The 21,796-nt window shown below is 34.7% G+C and carries 18 protein-coding genes; 15 read left to right on the top strand and 3 right to left on the bottom strand.

The window, feature by feature from the left end:
- Positions 1-184 precede the first annotated feature (184 nt).
- The 3 genes from MKL38_RS15055 to MKL38_RS15045 are packed head-to-tail and all read right to left on the bottom strand — an operon-like array spanning position 185 to position 3,920.
- The gene (locus MKL38_RS15055; RefSeq protein WP_270903660.1) at positions 185-2,368 is read right to left on the bottom strand and encodes a polysaccharide biosynthesis tyrosine autokinase; all 2,184 of its coding nucleotides are present in this window, start codon (positions 2,366-2,368) and stop codon (positions 185-187) included.
- Positions 2,369-2,386: 18 nt separating this feature from the next.
- Positions 2,387-2,815 carry a low molecular weight protein-tyrosine-phosphatase gene (locus MKL38_RS15050; RefSeq protein WP_270903659.1) on the bottom strand — a complete coding sequence of 143 codons (429 nt, stop codon included), beginning with the start codon at positions 2,813-2,815 and terminating at the stop codon, positions 2,387-2,389.
- 4 nt (positions 2,816-2,819) lie between these two features.
- The gene (locus MKL38_RS15045; RefSeq protein ID WP_270903658.1) at positions 2,820-3,920 is read right to left on the bottom strand and encodes a polysaccharide biosynthesis/export family protein; all 1,101 of its coding nucleotides are present in this window, start codon (positions 3,918-3,920) and stop codon (positions 2,820-2,822) included.
- Between the two features lie 358 nt (positions 3,921-4,278).
- Here MKL38_RS15045 and tviB point away from each other — a divergent pair, with 358 nt between their 5' ends.
- From tviB to galE, 15 genes are all read left to right on the top strand, one after another.
- Entirely contained in the window at positions 4,279-5,553 is a 1,275-nt protein-coding gene (gene tviB / locus MKL38_RS15040; protein WP_270903657.1) for a Vi polysaccharide biosynthesis UDP-N-acetylglucosamine C-6 dehydrogenase TviB, read from the top strand.
- A gap of 22 nt (positions 5,554-5,575) precedes the next feature.
- Positions 5,576-6,598: an NAD-dependent epimerase/dehydratase family protein gene (locus MKL38_RS15035; RefSeq protein WP_270903656.1), complete on the top strand. Its 1,023-nt coding sequence runs from the start codon at positions 5,576-5,578 to the stop codon at positions 6,596-6,598.
- 5 nt (positions 6,599-6,603) lie between these two features.
- Positions 6,604-7,824 (top strand): polysaccharide biosynthesis C-terminal domain-containing protein, encoded by a 1,221-nt coding sequence (locus tag MKL38_RS15030; protein WP_270903655.1) that lies wholly within the window; start codon positions 6,604-6,606, stop codon positions 7,822-7,824.
- Positions 7,817-8,905, top strand: coding sequence for a glycosyltransferase (locus MKL38_RS15025; protein WP_270903654.1), 1,089 nt, complete (start codon positions 7,817-7,819; stop codon positions 8,903-8,905). The genes MKL38_RS15030 and MKL38_RS15025 overlap by 8 nt, the downstream gene beginning before the upstream one ends.
- A gap of 12 nt (positions 8,906-8,917) precedes the next feature.
- Positions 8,918-10,210 (top strand): O-antigen polymerase, encoded by a 1,293-nt coding sequence (locus tag MKL38_RS15020; protein ID WP_270903653.1) that lies wholly within the window; start codon positions 8,918-8,920, stop codon positions 10,208-10,210.
- A 30-nt stretch (positions 10,211-10,240) separates the two neighbouring features.
- On the top strand, positions 10,241-11,167 hold the full coding sequence (locus MKL38_RS15015) for an acyltransferase family protein (protein ID WP_270903652.1): 927 nt from the start codon (positions 10,241-10,243) through the stop codon (positions 11,165-11,167).
- A 17-nt stretch (positions 11,168-11,184) separates the two neighbouring features.
- Entirely contained in the window at positions 11,185-12,327 is a 1,143-nt protein-coding gene (locus MKL38_RS15010; RefSeq protein WP_270903676.1) for a glycosyltransferase family 4 protein, read from the top strand.
- Positions 12,328-12,936, top strand: coding sequence for a sugar transferase (locus MKL38_RS15005; protein WP_270903651.1), 609 nt, complete (start codon positions 12,328-12,330; stop codon positions 12,934-12,936).
- Entirely contained in the window at positions 12,933-13,592 is a 660-nt protein-coding gene (locus tag MKL38_RS15000) for a NeuD/PglB/VioB family sugar acetyltransferase (protein ID WP_270903650.1), read from the top strand. Before MKL38_RS15005 ends, MKL38_RS15000 begins: the two co-directional genes overlap by 4 nt.
- 27 nt (positions 13,593-13,619) lie before the next feature.
- Positions 13,620-14,795: a DegT/DnrJ/EryC1/StrS family aminotransferase gene (locus tag MKL38_RS14995; protein ID WP_270903649.1), complete on the top strand. Its 1,176-nt coding sequence runs from the start codon at positions 13,620-13,622 to the stop codon at positions 14,793-14,795.
- Positions 14,796-14,936: 141 nt separating this feature from the next.
- Positions 14,937-16,811 carry a polysaccharide biosynthesis protein gene (locus tag MKL38_RS14990; RefSeq protein WP_270903648.1) on the top strand — a complete coding sequence of 625 codons (1,875 nt, stop codon included), beginning with the start codon at positions 14,937-14,939 and terminating at the stop codon, positions 16,809-16,811.
- Between the two features lie 11 nt (positions 16,812-16,822).
- On the top strand, positions 16,823-17,698 hold the full coding sequence (galU, locus tag MKL38_RS14985) for a UTP--glucose-1-phosphate uridylyltransferase GalU (RefSeq protein WP_270903647.1): 876 nt from the start codon (positions 16,823-16,825) through the stop codon (positions 17,696-17,698).
- A gap of 117 nt (positions 17,699-17,815) precedes the next feature.
- Entirely contained in the window at positions 17,816-19,078 is a 1,263-nt protein-coding gene (locus MKL38_RS14980) for a nucleotide sugar dehydrogenase (protein WP_270903646.1), read from the top strand.
- The gene (gene pgi / locus MKL38_RS14975; RefSeq protein ID WP_270903645.1) at positions 19,075-20,745 is read left to right on the top strand and encodes a glucose-6-phosphate isomerase; all 1,671 of its coding nucleotides are present in this window, start codon (positions 19,075-19,077) and stop codon (positions 20,743-20,745) included. Before MKL38_RS14980 ends, pgi begins: the two co-directional genes overlap by 4 nt.
- Entirely contained in the window at positions 20,738-21,754 is a 1,017-nt protein-coding gene (gene galE / locus MKL38_RS14970) for a UDP-glucose 4-epimerase GalE (RefSeq protein ID WP_270903644.1), read from the top strand. Before pgi ends, galE begins: the two co-directional genes overlap by 8 nt.
- Positions 21,755-21,796 lie beyond the last annotated feature (42 nt).

Here is a 21,796-nt window from a genome sequence, read left to right as displayed (position 1 = left end):
CCAAAAATAATCATTTGAGTCTAAAAAGGCTGCTTTTGATCTTAGCATGCTTAAGCATAGAATGTTTAAGAAAAAAAACGAGTGGTTTTTTATATATTTTAGTTAGTTTTAGTAGGGATATACTTAAAAAAATCTTAAATAAAAAAACCGGATCACTTGGTCCGGTTTTTTTATGACTTTACGTTTAATCTTCTTTTTGTGCTTTATATGCGTAAGCGTAGTTATAGCCGTAACCGTAACCCGCGCTAGCACGTTGAATGTCATTGAGAATAAAGCCGTTGACTTTAACACCTGCTTGTTCAAAGCGATTAAGTGTTAATTCAAGCTCTTTCATTTGTGACTTAGCATAACGAGCTACAATTAAGTTCACACCAGTGTATTGCGAAATAATAATACCATCGGTTACTGCGAGTACTGGTGGAGTATCAATAATAATGTGGTCATATTGACTTTGTAGCTGTTCAAGTAATTCTTTAAATTGGTTTGAGCTTAAAATCTCTGAAGGATTTGTTGGGCTCTTACCACGTGTAATCACATCAAGGTTTGCCACAGGAGTTTTGTGCAAGACTTTTTGTAAGTCAGCTTGTCCACTCAATAATTCAGAAAGACCTGGCTTTACGTCAACATCAAAGTATTTATGCATATAACCACGACGCATATCGGCATCAATCAGTAACACACGCTTATCACCTTGCGCAAAAATTGTTGCAAGGTTAGTCGAAATAAAGGATTTACCTACTTCTGGTGACGGGCCTGCAATCATAATGATATTATTTTTCGCACTCGCCAATGCAAAGTGAATCGCAGTACGGATACTACGTAAGCTTTCAATTGCAATATCATCACTATTTTTAACAGCAAGAATAGGAATACTCTTCTTCTTCTTTAAAATTTTGATGCGACTTTCTTGAATTGGAGAGCGTGGAACTGTTGCATAAACTGGTAAATCCAGTTCATTTTCAATTTGTCCAGAATCTTTAATCCCTGTACGCAACATATTACGAAGTAATGCAATAATTGTCCCAATAAATCCGCCTAAGAATAAAGATAAGATAAGGACTTGTAACTTTTTAGGTTTAATTGGTTCGACTGGTTCAACGGCAGTATCAACTATGCGTACATTTCCGATTTCACCTGCTTTCGCGATACGGAGTTGTTGGTAAGAGTTGAGTAGTGCTGTATAAAGCTGAGTTTTAACTTCAACTTCGCGATACAGCTGTAAATATTGTCGTTGTACATCTGGTAATTGTTTTAAAGTACTGTTGAGTTCACCAATTTGTTTATTGACGGCTGTAAGTTGACCATTAATTTCACGCATTGCAGGATGTTCAGCAGTATACTTTGCAGCCATTTCTGCTTGTTTTTGTTCAAGCTCAGCTTTCTTTGTTTCTAATGTAATACTTTGAGTTAAATATAACTCTGATTCTTTGGTCACATCAACTGTATTATATTGTTGACGGAATTTGTTAAATTGACGTTCTGCATCATCTAATTGCTTTTTAAGATCTGGAAGTTGTTCATCCAAGAACTTTAAAGTTTGAGCAGATTCAGCCGAACGACGTTCAACATTTTGGGCGCCGTAGGTTACTAAAATCGCATTTAAGACCTGAGTAATATGTTCTTTGTCATGTCCTTGGTAATTTAAGCCCAGAATACCTGTTAATTTACCGCGTTCTGCTACAGAATAATTTGAACTTATATTGTCTACAGCTGCTGGAATAGATAGTTTCTCAATATTATATTTTGAACTTAATAGATCTTTAGTAAAGATCGCGACCTTCCATATTCCATTAGCTCCAGTAATTTGATTATTTTGATTTATTGGAGCGGTGAGTACAACTTCATCAGTCTCAGGATCTACTAATTTAAAAGATTTTTGATCAAAGTCTAGTAAAAGATGTTTATCTAAATAATATGGAGGTACTTCAAATTTTCGTATATCAAAACTTTTAGTGCCATCTTTAAATAAAACTGAATTTTTAGTGTATTCAGCTTTATATTCAGTGTCACTTAATAAACGATGAGTAAATGTATTTTCAGTGCTAGAAACATGAATATCTAGATGTAATTCTTTAATAACTGAGCCTAAAACTAACCGAGACTTTAGAATTTCAATTTCAGCTTGAGCAGGAGACTTTTGCTCAATCATCTGTGATAAATCACCCAATAAAGCAGCAGAAGCCCCTTTGCTGTCTTCAACTTGAACCAATGCATCAACCGAATAGGTATCTGGTGTTACACGTAAATAGAGTAGTGCACATACAAGGCTTAAAATAACGCAGAGGGCAATAAGTTTCCACTGAGCAATCAGTGAAAAAAATAATTCCTTTAGATCAATTGTATCTTCGGTATTAGTATTTTGGTTCATAAGCTTAAAATCTGAATGTTAAATATAAGGTTTCCAGTCATCAACACATTGCTGTATGAGTTGGCAAGTTTCATCAAAAATAGTTTGATCATGCTGGTAGGGATCAGGCACATTTTTGTTTTGCCAATGTCCTAAGCGATAGGTTTTACCTTTTGCAAAAGGCCAAGTCTGTTCAAGATGTTTTTGCTGGTTTTGACTCATCACTAAAATCAGGTCAGCTCTCTTGATATGTTCTGCACTAAGTTTACGTGCAACATGCGGCTGCATATCAATACCTAATCGTTGCATACAAAGTTGGGCTTTTTCATCAGCTTGATGACCAATAAGCCCTGAAATACCAGCCGACTCAATATTTAACTGAGGATATTTCTGTTTTAAAAAATACTCAGCCATAGGGCTACGACAGATATTTCCAATACAGACGACTAAAATATTTTTAAACTGCATAAAATTACTGTCCCAAACGGTCTATGTTATATAACGCACTTGAGAAAGGAATAATTTGGTTGACAACACGTTGCCAACGAGTCAAGCCAGTCGCATCAACATAGACTATATCATTACTACGTAGTCTAAACTGATTAGCTAATCCAAAATCACCAATACTCATTAAGTTTAAATGATAGAGTTCAGTTGTTCGGTCATTTGGATTCGTACGTAACACATAAATTCGACTTGCACTAGCAGATAAAGGGTTTAATCCTAAACTTTCACCTAATGCATCACTTAGCGTCATCCCTTGGTCACGCATTGCTAATGCTTGGTTTTTACCGGATTCACCCATAACGTAAATCTTTTGATTTTCGCGAGTGCTGACATAAATGGTATCGTTTGGTTGAACTAATAGCTTATGTAATGAATAACCTGCTTTCTCTAAATCTATAGTATTTAGATTATAGGTTTGGCCATTTCGAATGAGTTGAATATAAGTATTATCACCCTTATCAGTTACCCCTCCAGCAAGACCTAAAGCTGCATAAACGCTTACAGGTTGGTCACTTAAGTAGAACTGGCCACCCTTTATGACACTGCCTTGGACAGAAAAGCGCTGACCTTCATAAGATAATACACGTACTATCACATCTGGATTTTTTAGAAAGCGTGCTAATTGATTATGTAACTCACGGTTCACTTGAGCAAGAGTTTTACCAGCTGCTTTATAGCGACCTACTAAAGGAAATTGAATGTAGCCAGTTTGGTCGATTGGATAACCACTTGCCTGAATCGACTGTTCATTGTTTATATTATTTACTGGTGGAGTAATCTCAGGATATGCCCAAAGCTGGATGGAAAGAACATCACCTGAGCTTAATTTGTATATAGGTTGTTGATTTTTAAATAAAGATTGGTAGTTGTTGCGATAATCAGTTTGCGCAGGTTGGATTGCAGGTAGTGTGTCTTGAGAGATTTTAACAACATTAACTGTAGTTCCGAGATCGGTTCTATACACACCCTCATCTGGAATATCATAAGTTTGTAAACCAGAAGTGACAGCACAACTAGCGACACTTAAACTCAAGGCAAGAACAGAAAAAAACTGACAATATTTCACACGAAACCCTTTGTGTATTTATCTTTAATTGATATCAATTGATATCGTTAATCGTTTAGCACTAAGTGCTTATCTTAGATATAGACGTTGTGATTCTAGCCGAAAAAAAATTAAAAAACACAGAAAAATCGTACAGCTTTGTATGATTAATTTATTTGTATAATTTAGAATTTCTAAGAGAACGGGGATTGGCTTCTTAAAAATTACTTAAATATAACCAGAGAAAAAGCTTGTAAACACTTTTATACAATTGCTTTATAGTTGATGAAAAAAAACTGATATAGTTACGCACGACAATATCCAGTCAAGATATATTTTTTATTATATATACAATTTGTAAGGAATAAGGCTAACTTTTATGCAACTTGCCGATTTAAGAATAGCGATTATAGGTTTAGGTTATGTAGGCTTGCCATTGGCAGTTGAGTTTGGCAAAAAAGTGCCAGTTGTGGGTTTTGATATTTATCAAAAACGTATAAGTGAATTAAAAAACGGTCAAGATCATACCCTAGAGGTTTCACCAGAAGAATTAAAACAAGCAGCTCAATTAAGTTACACTGCAAGTTTAGAAGATTTAAAAGATTGTAATTTTTTTATTGTCACTGTTCCAACTCCAATTGATGATTATAAACAGCCAGATTTAACACCTTTAGTTAAAGCTTCTACTAGTATTGGTAAAATTCTAAAAAAAGGTGATATTGTCGTATACGAGTCTACCGTTTATCCGGGTGCCACAGAAGAAGTTTGTATCCCAGTGCTCGAAGAAATTTCAGGTTTGACGTTTAATCAAGATTTCTTTGCGGGTTATAGCCCAGAACGTATTAACCCCGGCGATAAACTTCACCGCGTTACTAATATTTTAAAAATTACCTCAGGATCGACTCCTGAAATTGCCGATTATGTTGATGAAGTTTACAATTTAATTATTGAAGCAGGAACACATAAAGCAGCTAGTATAAAAGTTGCTGAGGCTGCAAAAGTTATTGAAAACACACAGCGTGACGTTAATATTGCCTTAATTAATGAATTGGCACTTATTTTTAACAAACTGGGTATTGATACAGAAGAGGTACTTAAAGCTGCGGGTACAAAATGGAACTTCTTACCATTCCGCCCAGGTTTAGTCGGTGGGCACTGTATCGGAGTCGACCCATATTATTTAACTCATAAAGCCCAAGCAATTGGATATCATCCAGAAATTATTTTAGCAGGGCGCCGATTGAATGATTCAATGGGGGCATATGTTGTTACTCAACTTGTCAAAGGAATGATAAAAAAGAAAATTCAAGTTGAAGGGGCTAAGGTTTTAGTATTAGGTCTAAGCTTTAAAGAAAATTGTCCAGATATTCGTAATACAAAAATTATTGATATTGTAAAAGAATTACAAGAATATCATGTGGATGTAGATGTATACGATCCTTGGATTGATAGTGAAGAAACTCAACACGAGTACGGTATTACTCCGGTTAGTCAACCTACAGCAGGTCAATATGATGCTGTAATATTAGCAGTTGCTCATAACGAATTTAAAGAAATGGGTATAGAGGCAATTAGATCTTTAGGTAAAACATCTCATGTTCTTTATGATCTGAAATATGTTTTAGCTCAATCTGAATCAGATATTCGTCTATAAATAATATTTGTTGAGAAAAAATATGAGTCAATATGAACAAGTATTGGAACAGCTTAAGGCCACTCCTAAAACATGGTTAATAACTGGAGTTGCGGGTTTTATTGGATCAAATCTGTTAGAAACTTTATTAAAATTAAATCAAAAAGTAATTGGTTTGGATAACTTTGCTACAGGTCATCAATATAATCTGGATGAGGTAGAGGGTTTAGTTACCAGTGAACAATGGAAGAATTTCACTTTCTATAATGGTGATATTCGAAATTTGGAAGACTGCCAAAAAGCATGCGTAAACGTTGATTATGTTTTACATCAAGCAGCCCTAGGTTCTGTTCCTCGTTCAATTGCAGACCCAATACTGACAAATAGTGCCAATATTACGGGTTTTTTAAATATGCTCGTTGCGGCAAGGGATGCTCAAGTCAAAAGTTTTACTTATGCTGCGAGTAGTTCTACCTATGGTGACCATCCAGCATTACCGAAAGTAGAAGAAAATATTGGTAATCCATTATCTCCTTATGCGGTAACTAAATATGTAAATGAGCTTTATGCTGAAGTTTTTGCTCGTACATACGGTTTTAAAGCAGTAGGTTTGCGTTATTTTAATGTATTCGGTAAACGTCAAGATCCGAATGGAGCTTATGCGGCAGTTATTCCAAAATGGACGGCAGCTATGATTCAAGGAGACGATGTATTTATCAATGGCGATGGTGAGACCAGTCGTGATTTTTGTTATATCGAAAATACAGTACAAGCCAATATTTTAGCGGCCGTCGCAAATGATGAAGCTAAAAATCAAGTCTATAATGTGGCAGTAGGGGATAGGACAACCCTAAATGATTTATTTATGGCTATTAAATCTGCTTTAAACGAAAATGGAATCTCTTGTGACAAAGAACCTGTTTATCGTGAATTTAGGGCGGGTGATGTAAGACATTCTCAAGCAGATGTAACTAAAATCAAAACATTACTAGGATATGATCCAAAATTTAGAATTTTTGAAGGTATCTCACAAGCAATGGTTTGGTATAAGCATTTCTTAAATTAAATCGTATGTTATCTCTATTAAATAAGGCAAAGTTCTTACTAAGTGGGAATATTTTATTTGCTTTTTCTCAATGGCTAATATTAATTTTTATTAGCCATTTTTCTGATAATCAGGCTGTAGGTGCGTATACATATGCATTAGCATTAGTGACACCTGTTTTTATGCTCACTAACTTACAGCTCCGCCCGATTGTTGTAGCTGAGTTTAATCTCAATCCAAATTTTAATTATAAGTCTTATTTTGCTTTGAGATTTTATAGTATATTTTTAGCTATATTACTTTCCTTTTTATTATCTTTTTTATCTAGTAGTAATGTTTGGAAGGTGGTCTTATTACTAGGATGTATTAAAGCTTTAGAAGGGATCTCAGATATTATTTATGCATATTATAATGCTCAAGGAAAAACGAAATTAATTAGCTTATCTCTTACAGTAAAATCTTTAGCTTTAATCTTGATTTTTGGAAGTTTGCTATATTTTTATAATTTATTAAATATTGGTTTGATGGGTATAATACTAATTTATGTATTAACCCTACTGTTGATTGATTTTCGCAATATCGGTTTAAATAAGAAATACTTTTATTTAAATGTGGTGGACTTTAAAAATATTATTATTTTAGCATTACCTTTAGGAATATCTGTAATGCTAGTTGCTTTACAAAGCAATATACCTCGCTTTTTTTTAGAAAAATTTTTTAATTTGGAGTATGTTGGTGTTTTTTCAGTTTTTTATTATTTCATTATCGTGGGTGGGATAGTAATAAATTCAATATGCCAGTTTATTAGTCCAAGATTCTCTATTCTTTTTAAAGAAAATAAAATGCATGAGCTAAGTAAATTAACTATGCAGGCGTGGAGTGTAGCAGCTTTTTTAGGGATAAGCGGTTTAATCGTTTCCATCACTTTAGGTGATTTTTTCGTTAATATTCTTTATGGTTCGCATTATTTGGTTTGGATAGATATACTAAATATTGTTATGTTTGCGGGATTATTTACTTACTTGTCAGTAGTGAATGGATATTTAATGACAAGCTTAGGTCTAATCAAAATACAACTTCCATTATTTCTATTTTTAACTATTTTTACCTTAGTTTTATGCTGGATTTTAATACCTGCTTATGGTTTGTTAGGTGCAGCTTGGGCTACTGTTGCATCATCTGCTGCTCAGTTTATTTTGAGTACATTAATTTTATATATGAATATGGTGAGAAAAGTAGATGCGTAAAAAAGTATTGCATGTAATTACTAACTTTTCAGCACTTGGCGGTGCAGAAATGATGTTGCAGAAGCTTATTCTTGCTCAACCAGAATATGATCACTACCTTATTTCACTTATTAACCTTTCAGATATTTATGAAGAAAGTTTAAAGCAAGTTAAATTGTCAAAAGCTTTAAATTGGAAAATTACGAATACAGCAAAAACAATATCTAGATTAGCTAAAGAAGTTGATCGTATTCAACCAGACGTAATTCAAAGTTGGATGTATCACGCCAATTTCATGGTAACTATTGCTAACTCTTTTTGTAGGCAGAGCTATCCAATATATTGGGGTATACATCATTCTTTAAATTCAATTTCAGAGGAGTCCTTGAGTACAAAAGTTGCTATATATTTAAATAAATATTTATCAAAGAAAGCCACAGGAATTGTTTATTGTGCACAATCTTCATTAAAGCAACATAAGCAATTTGGTTTTGAAAATAAAAATCAGGTTTTTATTCCAAATGGAATTGATTTGGAAAAGTTTAGATTTGTTGAAAGAGACTTTAGTAACCCCATTACAGTTGGTTTTGTTGGCAGAAATCATAAAGCAAAAGGAATTCCCTATTTATTTGAAGTGATGTCTGCTTTTAAAGATGACCCTAGAATAGAGTTTAGAGTTGCTGGTAAAGGCCTGTCCCTGTCAGATAAAGAGATTGAAGACTTATCTAAAAAATTTGTAATTGGACCTAATGTTACTTTGCTCGATGCCGTCAAAGAAATGGAAGCTTTCTACCATGGTATTGATGTCTTATTAATGACTTCTATTACAGAGGGTTTTCCAAATGTTTTAATTGAGGCTATGGCAACAGGTGCTATTTGTATCTCTACAGATGTGGGGGATGCTAGATATATTATTAATGATGATGACTATATTGCTGATGTATTAAGTACTAGTGATTTAATTGATTGTATCAATAATTATCTTAAATTATCAATGGTTGAAAAAAAGCAAAAAATGAATGAGGCGTTTAACTTAACTATCAATAGATTTAATATAAACATAGTCACTAATAAATATAAAAATTTTTGGAATATTAGATAAGGTTGGTGACATATGATTTATATACTTATTACAATATTATTCTTATTTTTCTTAATAGCAACTATTTATGAATTTAAGAAAAATGGTTTTACTGTAGTATTTATGTCTTTGGTTTGGATGTTTGTTATATATTGTATTAGTCCACTTATGTTGCTCATTTCTTATGATGAGGTAGTTAGTGCTAGATTCATCGGTAACTTTTATGACTTAAACTCGATAATTCCAATTATAATAATTTTTATTTTTTTAGGTGTTTTTTTGTTAGGTTCTAAAGTTTCTTTAGGAACTAAAAAATATATTTACTTAGAAAAAACTAATGACACTCGAATTGCTTTTTATCTATGGGGGATTGGCATATTATCTTTAAGTTTTTATATATATAGTTATGGCGGCTTGACGTATTTTTTACAGAATATGTCTCAGATACGCAGTGGTACAGCAGATGTAAAAAATTATTTTGCAGCTTTTATTTTTAGTTTTGCAAAGTATTTAAATCTCGCCTTTTTAATAATTTTCATAAAATTCTTAAAGAAAGAGTTTTACACTCTAAAACAATATGTATTATTAATAATAATTTTAATTTCTTGTTTTTTTTCGCTATATTTAAGTGCGGGGCGAGAAGACGCAATTAGTTTTGTTGTTTCTGGTTTGGCTGCTTATTATTTTGTTAAAAGAAAAATACCACTTATAAGTGGTATGTTGGTTGGTCTTTTTTCAATATTTTATATTGTATTTGGTAAGACATTTTTATTTGCTATGAATAATGAGGACTTTGATACACAAGATTTTATAGAAAATAAAATGTTTGATGATTTAGAAAATTCATTTAACTTGGTTATTTATGAATTTACACATCAATATTTATCTTTGGTTAATTTTTTACAAAATGAATTTAGCTTTAGATATTTTGGTGATTATTTATATTGGATTTTTAAACCTTTTAAATTGTTGGGATTGGATATACCAGACTCTATATCTTATTATAATACTTATCTGGTTTATGGTGTATGGGATAGTGAAATTCCACCTGGAGCTGTAGCTTTTGGATATATTAGTGGGGGAGTTTTTGGTGTAATTGTACATGCTTTTATATTGGGAATTATAATTGGTGCTTTTGATCGTTTCTTTAACCCAAAGAAACAAGATAATACCACTCTTCTAGCTTATTATGCTTTTATGGTTTCATCATTAACATATTTGATATCTAATTCTGATCCAGCACTTTTTTTACAAAACAGGTTGCCACATTTTCTATTCATTGTTTTTATAATGTTTATTTATAATGTTAAGTTTAAAAATAGATAGTCTTAATTGATTTAAGGATAAGGTGTTTTAATGGCTAGAAATATATCTTTAGATATACTGAAATTATTTTTAGCTTTAGCTATTATAGCATTGCATGGAAAAGTTTTTTTGGACTTAAATAATTTACTCTATTTTTTCACTGTTAATGGTATATTTAGAATAGGTGTTCCTGTTTTTTTATTAATAACAGGATACTATTTATTTTTGTTAAAAGATTTTAAAACATGGTTTTTAAGATTATTTTCTTTGTATGTTTTTTGGATGATCTTTTATAGTGTGTTTTATGTAAATTATTTAAAATCTTTAGGAAAAATTTTTGAAATATTTTTTTTAGGTTATCATCATTTATGGTACCTAGCTGGCACAATTGGGGGTGGGATTTTTCTCTATTTTACAAAAGGATTGAATACGATAGTACAAATATCATTGGCATTTTTTTTGTTTATCCTAGGCTGTTTTTTACAATATATGGGTAATTTTCATTTATTTCCAAAAAAAATTGATTTCTTACTTAACTATTATCCTTTTTATAGAAATTCTTTTACAGTCTGCTATCCTTTCTTGATGTTCGGTTTCCTTATTCATAAGCTTAATTTAACTGCTAAATATAAAAAAATTGCTCCATTTGCTGTAATAATATCTTTAATTCTTTTATATGTCGAAGTCTATATTAATTACTTCTTTATAAGCAAAAAAGATCCATTGGATCTAATGTTTTCGTTAATGTTATTATGTCCTTTCATCTTTATATTTGTTTTTAATTTAAATATTAAAGGTGAAGGTAAGATGTTGGCACTCTTTTCAACAGCTTTATATCTGATACATCCTTTATTTCAAAATTTACTTAAATCTTTTAATATCAATTCAATTGAATTATTTTTCATAACGGTTTTTCTCAGTTGTTTAGCTTCTATCATATTGATTATGTTAAACAAAAAAATTAAGGTTATTTTGTGAGTGAAGTTGAAAACAAAATGAAATTTTTAATGATTAGTAGTTTTTTACCTTCAGTTTTAAATTTTCGTGGAAAATTACTAGAGGCTATTCATCATCAAGGCCATGAGATCCATATCATTGCCCCTGATCTTGAGCTATTTCAGCCTGAAGTGGATAAGCTAAAATCTCTTGGTTACTCCGTTTATTCTGTTGAAATGCAAAGAACTGGAACTAATCCTATTGCGGATATAAAAACACTATTTGAAATCTATAAAATTACAAAGAAGATTCAGCCAGACTATGTCTTATCATATACGATTAAACCCGTGATCTACGGTACGCTTGCTGCTTATTTCGCAAAAGTGCCAAATCGTTTTTCACTCATCACAGGGTTGGGATATGCTTTTCAGAATGTAGACAGTACTAGTAAAAGAAGTACGTTTCAAAAAATAGTACATTGGCTTTATAAACAAGCATTAATAAGATCATCCAAGGTTTTTTTTCAAAACCCTGATGATCTTGCTTTATTCCAACAATTAAATTTATTAAGTAATAAGGTGCCAGCAGTAGTTGTCAACGGGTCTGGTGTTAATGTGACTGATTTTGAAATTGTAAGTTTGCCTCGTGCTTTAAATGGTGAAATTAAGGTTTCATTTTTATTAATTGCTCGGTTATTAGAAGATAAAGGTATCAGAGAGTATGTAGAAGCAGCCAAATTAATTAAAAAAGAATATCCTCAAATTGAATTTAATTTAGTGGGGTGGATAGATGAAAATCCAACCGCAATAAAACAACAAGAATTAGATTCATGGGTCGATGAAAAAATTATTAAATATTGGGGGAAGCTTTCTGATGTTCGACCTGCTATTGCTGAAAGTTCAATTTATGTATTACCTTCATACAGAGAGGGCACACCTCGTACGGTCTTAGAAGCAATGTCTATGGGACGAGCTATTATTACAACAGATGCTCCTGGATGTAGAGAAACTGTAGAGCACGATGGAAATGGTTATTTGGTTGAAGTAAAGTCTGTCACTAGCTTAGAGGCGGCAATGAAAAAGTTTATTCAGAATCCTGAATTGGCTGAAATTATGGGAACACGCTCTAGAGAAATTGCATTACATAAATATGATGTACACCGAGTGAATCATCATATGATGACAGAAATGGGAATTAAATAAGTGTTAAAACGTTTACTTGATATCATTATTGCTTCTATAGCCTTAATTTTGCTCTCACCATTATATTTCTATGTTGCATATAAGGTGAAAAAAAACTTAGGCTCGCCAGTATTGTTTCGCCAAGTTCGGCCAGGTTTACATGGGAAGCCGTTTGAAATGATTAAATTTCGAACAATGAAAGATGCAGCAGATGCACAGGGTAATCCTTTACCAGACAGTGAACGCCTAACGCCATTTGGTAAAATGCTTCGTTCTACCAGTTTGGATGAAATGCCTGAGCTTTGGAACGTGATTAAAGGTGATATGAGTATTGTTGGCCCACGACCTTTACTGATGGAGTACTTGCCGCTTTATAATAAAGAACAGGCAAAGCGTCATGATGTACGTCCAGGAATGACTGGTCATGCTCAGGTTAATGGACGTAATGCAATTGGCTGGGAAGAAAAATTTAAGCTTGATACATGGTACGTTGAAAATAGATCGCTTTGGTTAGACTTTAAAATTATGCTACAAACCGTTAAAAAAGTAATCGCTAAAGATGATATTAATGAAGCGGGTGAAGCGACGATGACCAAGTTTACAGGTTCAAAGTCGGAAGCAGATAAATGAGTAACCAGATCTATGCGATTTATGGTGCTTCAGGCTGTGGTCGCAGTCTGATGCCTGTTGCAAGACAACAGCTCCAACGTCAGGGTATTGCAGCAGAAATTTATTTTATTGATGATAGTTTACAAGAAGAAAAGATAGTAAACGGGCATACAGCTGTGAACTATCAAACTTTTAAATCAATAGAATGTTCTAATAAGTATGTATTAATTGCTATTGCGAATAGTCAAATTCGTGAAAAAATTGCTAATCAGTTGATTGCTGATGGTATTAAACTTTGGTCCGTACACGCTGATAATTCAGTAATTATGGATAACGTTGAAATTAGTGAAGGGGCAGCCTTAAGTCCTTTCGTTTCAATTACATCAAATATAAAAATCGGTAAATGTTTTCATGCTAATTTATACAGTTATGTTGAGCATGACTGTGTGATTGGTGACTACGTTACATTTGCTCCAGGCGTTAAATGTAATGGCAATATTCGTATTGAAGATCATGCTTATATAGGTGCTGGAGCCGTCATTAAACAAGGTACACCTGACAAGCCTTTAGTAATTGGTAAAGGTGCTGTTGTTGGTATGGGTGCTGTAGTGACTAAAAGTGTACCAGCTGGTGTAACAGTTGTCGGCAACCCAGCCAGAATTTTAGAAAGAAAGTAAGAAGTATTTTTTTATTAGGAAATCATAATGTTAAACACTGCATTTGAACCATGGCCAAGTTTTACTACAGAAGAAGCTGACGCAGTCAAAAATGTATTACTATCAAATAAAGTAAATTATTGGACCGGTCAAGAATGTAGAATTTTTGAAAAAGAATTTGCCGAGTTTTCTGGTACAAAATATGCGGTAGCTTTGGCAAATGGAACTGTTGCGTTGGATGTTGCATTAAAAGCTTTAGACATTGGTGTAGGTGATGACGTTATTGTGACGTCTCGTACTTTTCTTGCTTCAGCAAGTTCCATTGTAACGGCGGGCGCTAATCCTGTTTTTGCAGATGTAGAGTTGGACTCTCAGAATATTTCACGACGTACGATTGAAGCTGTAATTACACCCAATACTAAAGCGATTATTTGTGTACATTTGGCCGGTTGGATGTGCGATATGGATCCGATTATGCAACTTGCTGCTGAGCGCGGCATCTATGTTATTGAAGATTGCGCACAGGCTCATGGTGCAAAATATAAAGGGAAAGCTGCTGGGTCAATCGGTCATATTTCTGCTTGGTCTTTTTGCCAAGATAAAATTATGACAACTGGTGGTGAGGGCGGGATGGTCACCACAAATGATGAGGCGCTTTGGAAAAAAATGTGGTCATATAAAGACCATGGTAAAAGCTACGACAGTATTTATAATAAACAACATCCTCCAGGTTTCCGCTGGTTGCATGACTCATTTGGTACAAACTGGCGCATGATGGAAATGCAAGCAGTTATTGGTCGAATTCAGTTAACACGTATGACTGAATGGACACAAAAGCGTACTGAAAATGCAGAAAAGATTTTAAAAGCGTTTGAAAACTCTCCTTACTTTAACGTTCATATCGCTTCAGATGATTATGTTCATGCGCATTATAAATGTTATGTGCAAGTAAATTTAGAGGCGTTACCAGCTGGCTGGTCACGTGATCGTATAATGCAAGAAATTAATGCGCAAGGCGTACCTTGCTTCAGTGGCTCTTGTTCAGAAGTTTATTTAGAGCATGCATTTGATGGTACCCCATGGCGTCCAGAAAAACGTTTGGAAAATGCACAGCAATTAGGTGAAACAAGCTTAATGTTTTTGGTGCATCCGACTTTGAGTCCAGACAGTATAGAAAAAACAATTCTTGCAATTAATGCTGTTAGTAGAGCTATACAATCATAAAAATGTGAAGCTATTCACATAGCTTTCTTTTGAATTATGATCTGATTTAAAGTTATGTAACCGCTGCGTAAATTTTATTTCTAGTTATATGAGAAATGAGTATAAAGATCGCACGGTTACTAGAACGATTAGAAGAGTATTGTGAAAAAGATTATTTATCAGTTTGCGTCTGCCCCAAGACTCACCAAACAATGTTTTTTGGTTCTTGTAGACCTTTTTGCGTTTCCTGTTATTTTGTGGCTATGTTATGCCATTCGACTGTTTGATTTAGGTGCTGAAGTTATCCCAGGGATTAACTATGGAGTAGCAATCGTTACTATCGTTGCTATTTTAAGTTTAATGGTAACTGGGGTATATCGCTTTATTGTTCGTACTTTTAACGAAGCCTTTATTGCAAAATTAGCACTTGCTGTTGCACTGATGGTGGTTGTTTTATATAGCCTAAATGCATTCTCGGCAGCTTTTGTTCCAACATCAATTCCATTGATGTTTGGTTTCTTAATGTTTAGTTGGGTTTGGTGTAGCCGTGCATTTATCCGATTTATTGTAAAGTCTGCATTACTCACAGGGGAAGAGAGAAAGCGTATCGCAATTTATGGTGCAGGTGATGCTGGTCAGCAAATTGCAGCTGTGCTTTATCGTTCTGGCAACCATTTACCTGTCTTCTTCATTGATGATAATAGTTCTTTGCAAGACCATATGGTTGGCGGTTTGAAAGTACTATCTTTAGAAAAAGCTTTACAACGTTTTGAAAAATATAAAACTGATGAAATTTTATTAGCATTACCTTCAGTAGGTCGCGTACGCAAAAGTGAAATTATTCAACAGTTAGAACCTGCACATCTTAAAATTACGGAACTTCCTGGCCTTACTCAGCTGGTCGATGGTGAACTAAAAGTTGCTGATATTCGTGAAGTAGACATTGTTGATTTATTGGGACGTGACCCAGTACCACCTGTAGATCATCTACTTGCAAAAAATATTCATAATAAAATCGTAATGGTAACAGGTGCCGGTGGTTCTATTGGCTCGGAGTTATGTCGACAAATTATTAAAAATCAACCTAAAATGTTGATCATTTATGAAATTACGGAATTTGCTCTTTACAGCATAGATAGAGAATTACGTCTAAGCGCTCAATGTGAAATTGTTCCAATTTTAGGTACTGTTCAGGATCAACAAAAATTAGAGCGTATTATTGAGCAATATAGCGTACAGACTGTTTATCATGCCGCTGCCTATAAACATGTACCTTTAGTAGAATGTAACCCGATTGCTGGCCTCAAGAACAATGCGATTGGAACAGCGAATAGTTTAAATGCAGCTGTGAAAAAGGGTGTTGAGACATTCGTTCTAATTTCGACTGATAAAGCAGTACGCCCAACCAATGTTATGGGTGCATCAAAACGCATGGCTGAGCTTTATTGTCAGGCAATGGCTGAAGCTCAAAAGCAAACTCAAATTAGTATTGTACGTTTTGGTAATGTATTAGGGTCTTCAGGCTCTGTAGTTCCCTTATTTAAAAATCAGATTGCAAAAGGTGGTCCTATTACTGTGACCCATCCAGATGTAACACGCTACTTCATGACGATTCCTGAAGCATCTCAGTTAGTTATTCAAGCTGGTGCCCTAGGTAAAGGTGGAGATGTCTTTTTACTTGATATGGGCGAACCTGTCCGTATTCAGGATTTAGCTCGCCAAATGATTTCTTTAAGTGGTTTAACTGTGCGTGAACATGATTCAGAGCAAGGGGATATCGCAATTCACTACAGTGGATTACGCCCAGGTGAAAAACTTTATGAAGAATTATTAATTGATCAAGAAAATACTGAATATACCGAGCACAGTAGAATTCTTCGATCATTTGAAAAGTTTTATCCTCTTACAGAGATTCAAGAGGTTTTTGAGCGGGTTAATAATATGACTGCTGTTCAAAAAGATATTGATTGGGCTCTTTGTCAACTCGAACACTATGTCGATGGGTATAAACGTAGCAAAGATATTATGGTTAATTAGAGAGTGAATCTGTGATTAAAAAGGCAGTTTTACCTGTAGCTGGATTAGGTACACGTTTTTTACCAGCAAGTAAGTCAATTCCCAAAGAAATGGTCACAGTGGTAGATCGTCCTGCAATTGAATATGTAGTGCGTGAAGCTGTAGAGGCTGGAATTGAGCAAATTATTTTGGTAACTCATTCATCTAAGGCATCAATTGAAAATTATTTTGATCGAAACTTTGAACTAGAAACGACTCTAGAGCAAAAGAAAAAGTTCAATTTACTTGAAGAAATTACACAGATTATTCCATCTCATGTGAGTGTGGTAAGTGTAAGGCAGCCTCAACCTTTGGGTTTGGGGCATGCTGTTTTATGTGCAAAAAGTATTGTTGGGCAAGATGATTTTGCTGTGTTGTTACCAGATGTATTGGTTCAAGATAACTCAGGGAAAAATGATCTATCGCGTATGATTTCACGCTATGAAGCAAGTCAAGCTGCTCAAATCATGGTTGAGGCAGTACCAGATCATCTTGTAGATCAATACGGAATTGTTGATGTGAAGCAGAGCCCGAATGAGGGTGAAAGTATTGCTATGCAGGGAATTATCGAAAAGCCTGCTATAGGTTCTGCGCCTTCTAATTTATCCGTGGTGGGGCGTTATATTTTACCTGCTAAGATTATGCAGCTTTTGGAAAATACACCCAAAGGTGCGGGTAATGAAATACAGTTAACTGATGCTATTGCGATGCTTCAAGAAACTGATACCGTTGAAGCCTACCGGATGCAAGGCCAAACTTTTGACTGTGGCAGCAAGCTTGGCTATTTGAAAGCTGTACTACACTATGGTGTTGCACACCCTAAGTTAGGATTGGAATTTAAACAGCTGATTCAAGAACTTAAATTATAAAGTTTTGTAGTTCTGCTTAAGCATTTGTAAAAACTACTGAATATAGTAGCTGAGCAGTATATTCTCTTCCTGTAAAGGGAAGAGAAATCTATAAAATACGAAAAAATCAGGTGTGCAATGAAAATCGCAGTATTTGGAACAACGTTACATGCCGGCGTGATGGCAGCGTTATTAGCTGAATATGGTAATCAAATTTACTGGTGTACAAGTGTCACCTGTGAAGAAAATATTTCTGTACTTTCGTATCAAGATCAAGACGTAAATAATTACTTAAATAAGCAGCGAAAAGCGGGTTTCTTAAAAGAGAGCCCTTTTTCTGAGATTCCTTTAGATATTGAAGTTTATTTCTTCTGTTTTAGCCCAACACAAATTGAACTTGCATTAAAAACGGTTGAAAAATTGGGTGAACGACCAATTGTTCACCCACGGTTAATGATTAATGGTTCTACTTTTGGTTTGCACGGTACAGAAAAATTAAAACAGCATTTGCCAAAAGATGAGTGGGTTTACTTCCCTGATGTGATTCAGGAAGGTAATGCTATCAACAGCGTATTGAATGTAAAACATGTCATTATTGGTGTGGAATCTAGAGATGCAAGTGAAACCATGCAAGAGTTATTGCGTCCTTTTTTCCAATTTAGTTATCAATATTTATTTATGCCGATTTTAGATGCTGAGTTCACCAAACTTAGTATTTCAGGCATGTTGGCTACCCGCATTAGTTATATGAATGACTTGGCTATGGTCGCCGAAAAGTTAGGTATTGATATTGCGAATGTAAAACATGGTATCGCTGCTGACACACGTATTGGTGCTGCATATTTATCACCAGGTGTAGGATTTGGCGGTGAGAATTTTTCGCATGATATTTTAACACTTTCAAGCACTGTATCTGAGACTGGAACAAAAAGCCGCCTTTTGGAACAAGTTTGGGCTATTAATGAGCAGCAGAAAGAAATTTTATTCCGTAAGTTATGGAATTATTATCACTGTAGCCTAAATGGCAAAACAGTTGCGATTTGGGGTGCTTCTTTTAAAGAAAATACTTCGAATATACATAACTCACCGATTCATATTTTATTAGCTGCATTATGGGCACAAGGTGTAATAGTACGGCTACATGACCCTCAAGCTTTGGATGAAATAGCAGCAGCTTATGGGCATCGTGAAGATTTAATTTTATGTACTGATCAATATGAAGCGGTACAAGATGCTCATGCACTATGTCTAGTCACTGCATGGAAGCAATATTGGAGTCCTGACTTTAAGCAACTACAACAATTAATGAAGCATCCTTTAATTTTAGATGGGCGTAATATTTATGATCCTGCTTATGTAAAGGCGAAAGGTTTTGCTTATGAAGGAGTAGGTCGCTTATGAGCAAATCAATTGAGCAGTTTCCAAAGGAATTAGTTTCACCTCTAGCTCATCTGCAAACTTTAGGTGAAAAAAACTCGAAATTACATATAAAAGAGCTATTTGCTTTAGAGCCAGATCGTTTTCAAAATTATTCTGTAAAATTTGATCAATTATTTTTTGATTATAGCAAGCACCGCTTAACCAAAGATATTTTAGAACAATTAGTAGCTCTTGCGAATACTAAAAACTTAACTGAATGGATTAATCGTCTTTTTTCACAAACTAAAATTAACTGTACTGAGCAACGTGAAGCAATGCACTGGGCATTGCGTTTACCTGCTGACTATTCGAAGTTCCCAGATTTAACAGAACAAGTTCATAACCAGTTACAACGTATGTATGCCTTAGTGGAAAAAATCCATGCAGGGCAATATCGTGGCTCAACTGGTGAAGTGATTCAGGACGTTGTGAATATTGGGGTGGGTGGTTCTGATTTAGGACCGCAAATGGTTACTCATGCGTTGTCTGATTTCAAGGTGAAAACGGCTAAGCCTTTAAATGTTCACTTTGTTTCGACTATGGATGGTAGCCAGTTATCTGAGTTACTCCATCAACTTCGTCCTGAAACAACTTTATTTATTATTTCATCTAAGTCTTTTGGTACGATTGATACTTTATCAAATGCTCAAACGGTGCGTCAGTGGCTTGAAAAAGTCTTAGGAACACATGCTCGTGTATTAAAAAGTCACTTTATTGGTATATCTACAAAAGCTGACAAAATGTCAGAATGGGGAATCGCGCCTGAAAACCAGTTACTGCTTTGGGATTGGGTAGGTGGACGTTATTCTCTATGGTCTTGTATAGGATTGCCTATAGCATTGACGATTGGTGTGGAAGGCTTCCAGCAACTTTTAGCAGGGGCTCATGCAGTCGATGAACATTTTCAAAATACGAGTTTTGATCAAAATATTCCGGTTTTAATGGCACTGTTAGGAATCTGGAATAATAACTTTTTAAATATTCAGACTCATGCCGTATTACCCTATGATGGACGATTAAAGTATTTTGCAGCTTATCTGCAACAACTAGAAATGGAATCTAATGGGAAGTCAGTACAGCGTAATGGTTTAAAAGTTGAGCTTGATACTTGCCCTATTATATGGGGTGAGGTTGGACCAAATGCTCAACATGCCTTCTATCAATTGTTACACCAAGGAACGCAAGCTGTAAGTTGTGACTTTATTGCCCCAGTCCAACGTTATAATGCAGATCATTTTACCTATGTGGAAAATGCAGAAGCTCTGGTCGAACAACATCATCTTGCACTTTCAAACTGTTTAGCACAATCAAGATTACTAGCCTTTGGTAATGAAGCTTTAGACTCGGCTGAATTAGAGAATTTACCAATTTATAAGCAATATGAAGGTAATCAACCAAGTTCTACATTATTATTGAAAGAATTAAATCCCTATAGTTTAGGAATGTTGATTGCTTTATATGAGCATAAAGTTTTTGTGCAGTCTGTGATCTGGAATATTAATCCATTTGATCAGTGGGGAGTTGAGAAAGGTAAGCAGATTGCTGATCAGCTACTTCCGATTTTAAACGGTGTTCAAAATGACCTTTCAACACTTGATGCTTCAACGCGCGGATTAATTAAAATATTGTTAGGAAAAGTAGATGGCTAAAATTCTAGTCACTGGTGGTGCAGGTTATATTGGTTCACACACATGTGCTGAGCTTTTGCAGGCTGGTCATGAAGTTATCGTTTTTGATAACCTTTCGAATAGTTCAGAAGAATCTCTAAATAGAGTTCAAGATATCGCTCAAAAAAGTTTAACTTTTGTGCAGGGCGATATTCGTAATGCAGATGAGCTTGATCGCATTTTTCAGGCTCATTCAATTGACGCCGTCATCCACTTTGCCGGTTTAAAAGCCGTAGGTGAAAGCCAAGAAAAACCGCTCATTTATTTTGATAATAATATTGCGGGTAGCATTCAACTGGTTAACTCGATGGAAAAGGCTGGTGTTTATACACTTGTATTTAGCTCCTCTGCAACAGTGTATGACGAAGGCAATATATCGCCATTAAATGAAGACATGCCAACAGGTATGCCAAGTAATAACTATGGTTATACTAAGTTGATTGTTGAACAATTATTGCAAAAGTTGTCGGCATCTAATCCAGAATGGTCAATCGCATTGCTTCGTTATTTTAACCCAGTAGGTGCACATAAGAGTGGACGTATTGGTGAAGATCCACAAGGTATTCCAAATAATTTAATGCCGTATGTGACTCAAGTTGCTGTGGGTCGCCGTGAAAAATTGTCCATTTATGGCAATGACTATGACACAGTAGATGGCACTGGTGTACGTGATTATATTCATGTGGTTGACTTGGCGAATGCGCATTTGTGTGCTCTAAATAACCGTTTACAGTCGAAGGGTTGCCGAGCATGGAATATCGGCACAGGTAATGGTTCATCTGTTTTGCAAGTTAAAGACACCTTTGAACAAGTTAATGGCATACCTGTAGCCTTTGAGTTTGTAGCACGTCGAGCTGGCGATGTTGCGACTTCTTTTTCAGACAATAGCCGTGCAGTTGCTGAGTTGGGTTGGCAACCGCAATATAGTTTAGAGGATATGCTCAAGGATAGCTGGAATTGGCAGAAAAAAAATCCTAATGGATATAATTAAATACCAATAAAAAAGGAGCGAATCGCTCCTTTTTTATTATGG

Source organism: Acinetobacter sp. AOR14_HL (assembly GCF_027855175.1).
Lineage (GTDB): Bacteria > Pseudomonadota > Gammaproteobacteria > Pseudomonadales > Moraxellaceae > Acinetobacter > Acinetobacter calcoaceticus.
The sequence above is the reverse complement of the archived record's forward strand: the minus strand, read 5'-3'. Positions and strand labels throughout refer to the sequence as shown.

Excerpts from the sequence above, each read along its gene's own strand:
- MKL38_RS15050 (WP_270903659.1), bottom strand. The coding sequence starts at position 2,815 with ATGCAGTTTAAAAATATTTTAGTCGTCTGTATTGGAAATATCTGTCGT.
- MKL38_RS15020 (WP_270903653.1), top strand. The coding sequence starts at position 8,918 with ATGATTTATATACTTATTACAATATTATTCTTATTTTTCTTAATAGCA.
- MKL38_RS15015 (WP_270903652.1), top strand. The coding sequence starts at position 10,241 with ATGGCTAGAAATATATCTTTAGATATACTGAAATTATTTTTAGCTTTA.
- MKL38_RS15030 (WP_270903655.1), top strand. The coding sequence starts at position 6,604 with ATGTTATCTCTATTAAATAAGGCAAAGTTCTTACTAAGTGGGAATATT.
- MKL38_RS15035 (WP_270903656.1), top strand. The coding sequence starts at position 5,576 with ATGAGTCAATATGAACAAGTATTGGAACAGCTTAAGGCCACTCCTAAA.
- MKL38_RS15010 (WP_270903676.1), top strand. The coding sequence starts at position 11,185 with ATGAAATTTTTAATGATTAGTAGTTTTTTACCTTCAGTTTTAAATTTT.
- pgi (WP_270903645.1), top strand. The coding sequence starts at position 19,075 with ATGAGCAAATCAATTGAGCAGTTTCCAAAGGAATTAGTTTCACCTCTA.
- MKL38_RS14995 (WP_270903649.1), top strand. The coding sequence starts at position 13,620 with ATGTTAAACACTGCATTTGAACCATGGCCAAGTTTTACTACAGAAGAA.
- MKL38_RS15000 (WP_270903650.1), top strand. The coding sequence starts at position 12,933 with ATGAGTAACCAGATCTATGCGATTTATGGTGCTTCAGGCTGTGGTCGC.
- tviB (WP_270903657.1), top strand. The coding sequence starts at position 4,279 with ATGCAACTTGCCGATTTAAGAATAGCGATTATAGGTTTAGGTTATGTA.
- MKL38_RS15055 (WP_270903660.1), bottom strand. The coding sequence starts at position 2,368 with ATGAACCAAAATACTAATACCGAAGATACAATTGATCTAAAGGAATTA.
- MKL38_RS14980 (WP_270903646.1), top strand. The coding sequence starts at position 17,816 with ATGAAAATCGCAGTATTTGGAACAACGTTACATGCCGGCGTGATGGCA.
- MKL38_RS15025 (WP_270903654.1), top strand. The coding sequence starts at position 7,817 with ATGCGTAAAAAAGTATTGCATGTAATTACTAACTTTTCAGCACTTGGC.
- galE (WP_270903644.1), top strand. The coding sequence starts at position 20,738 with ATGGCTAAAATTCTAGTCACTGGTGGTGCAGGTTATATTGGTTCACAC.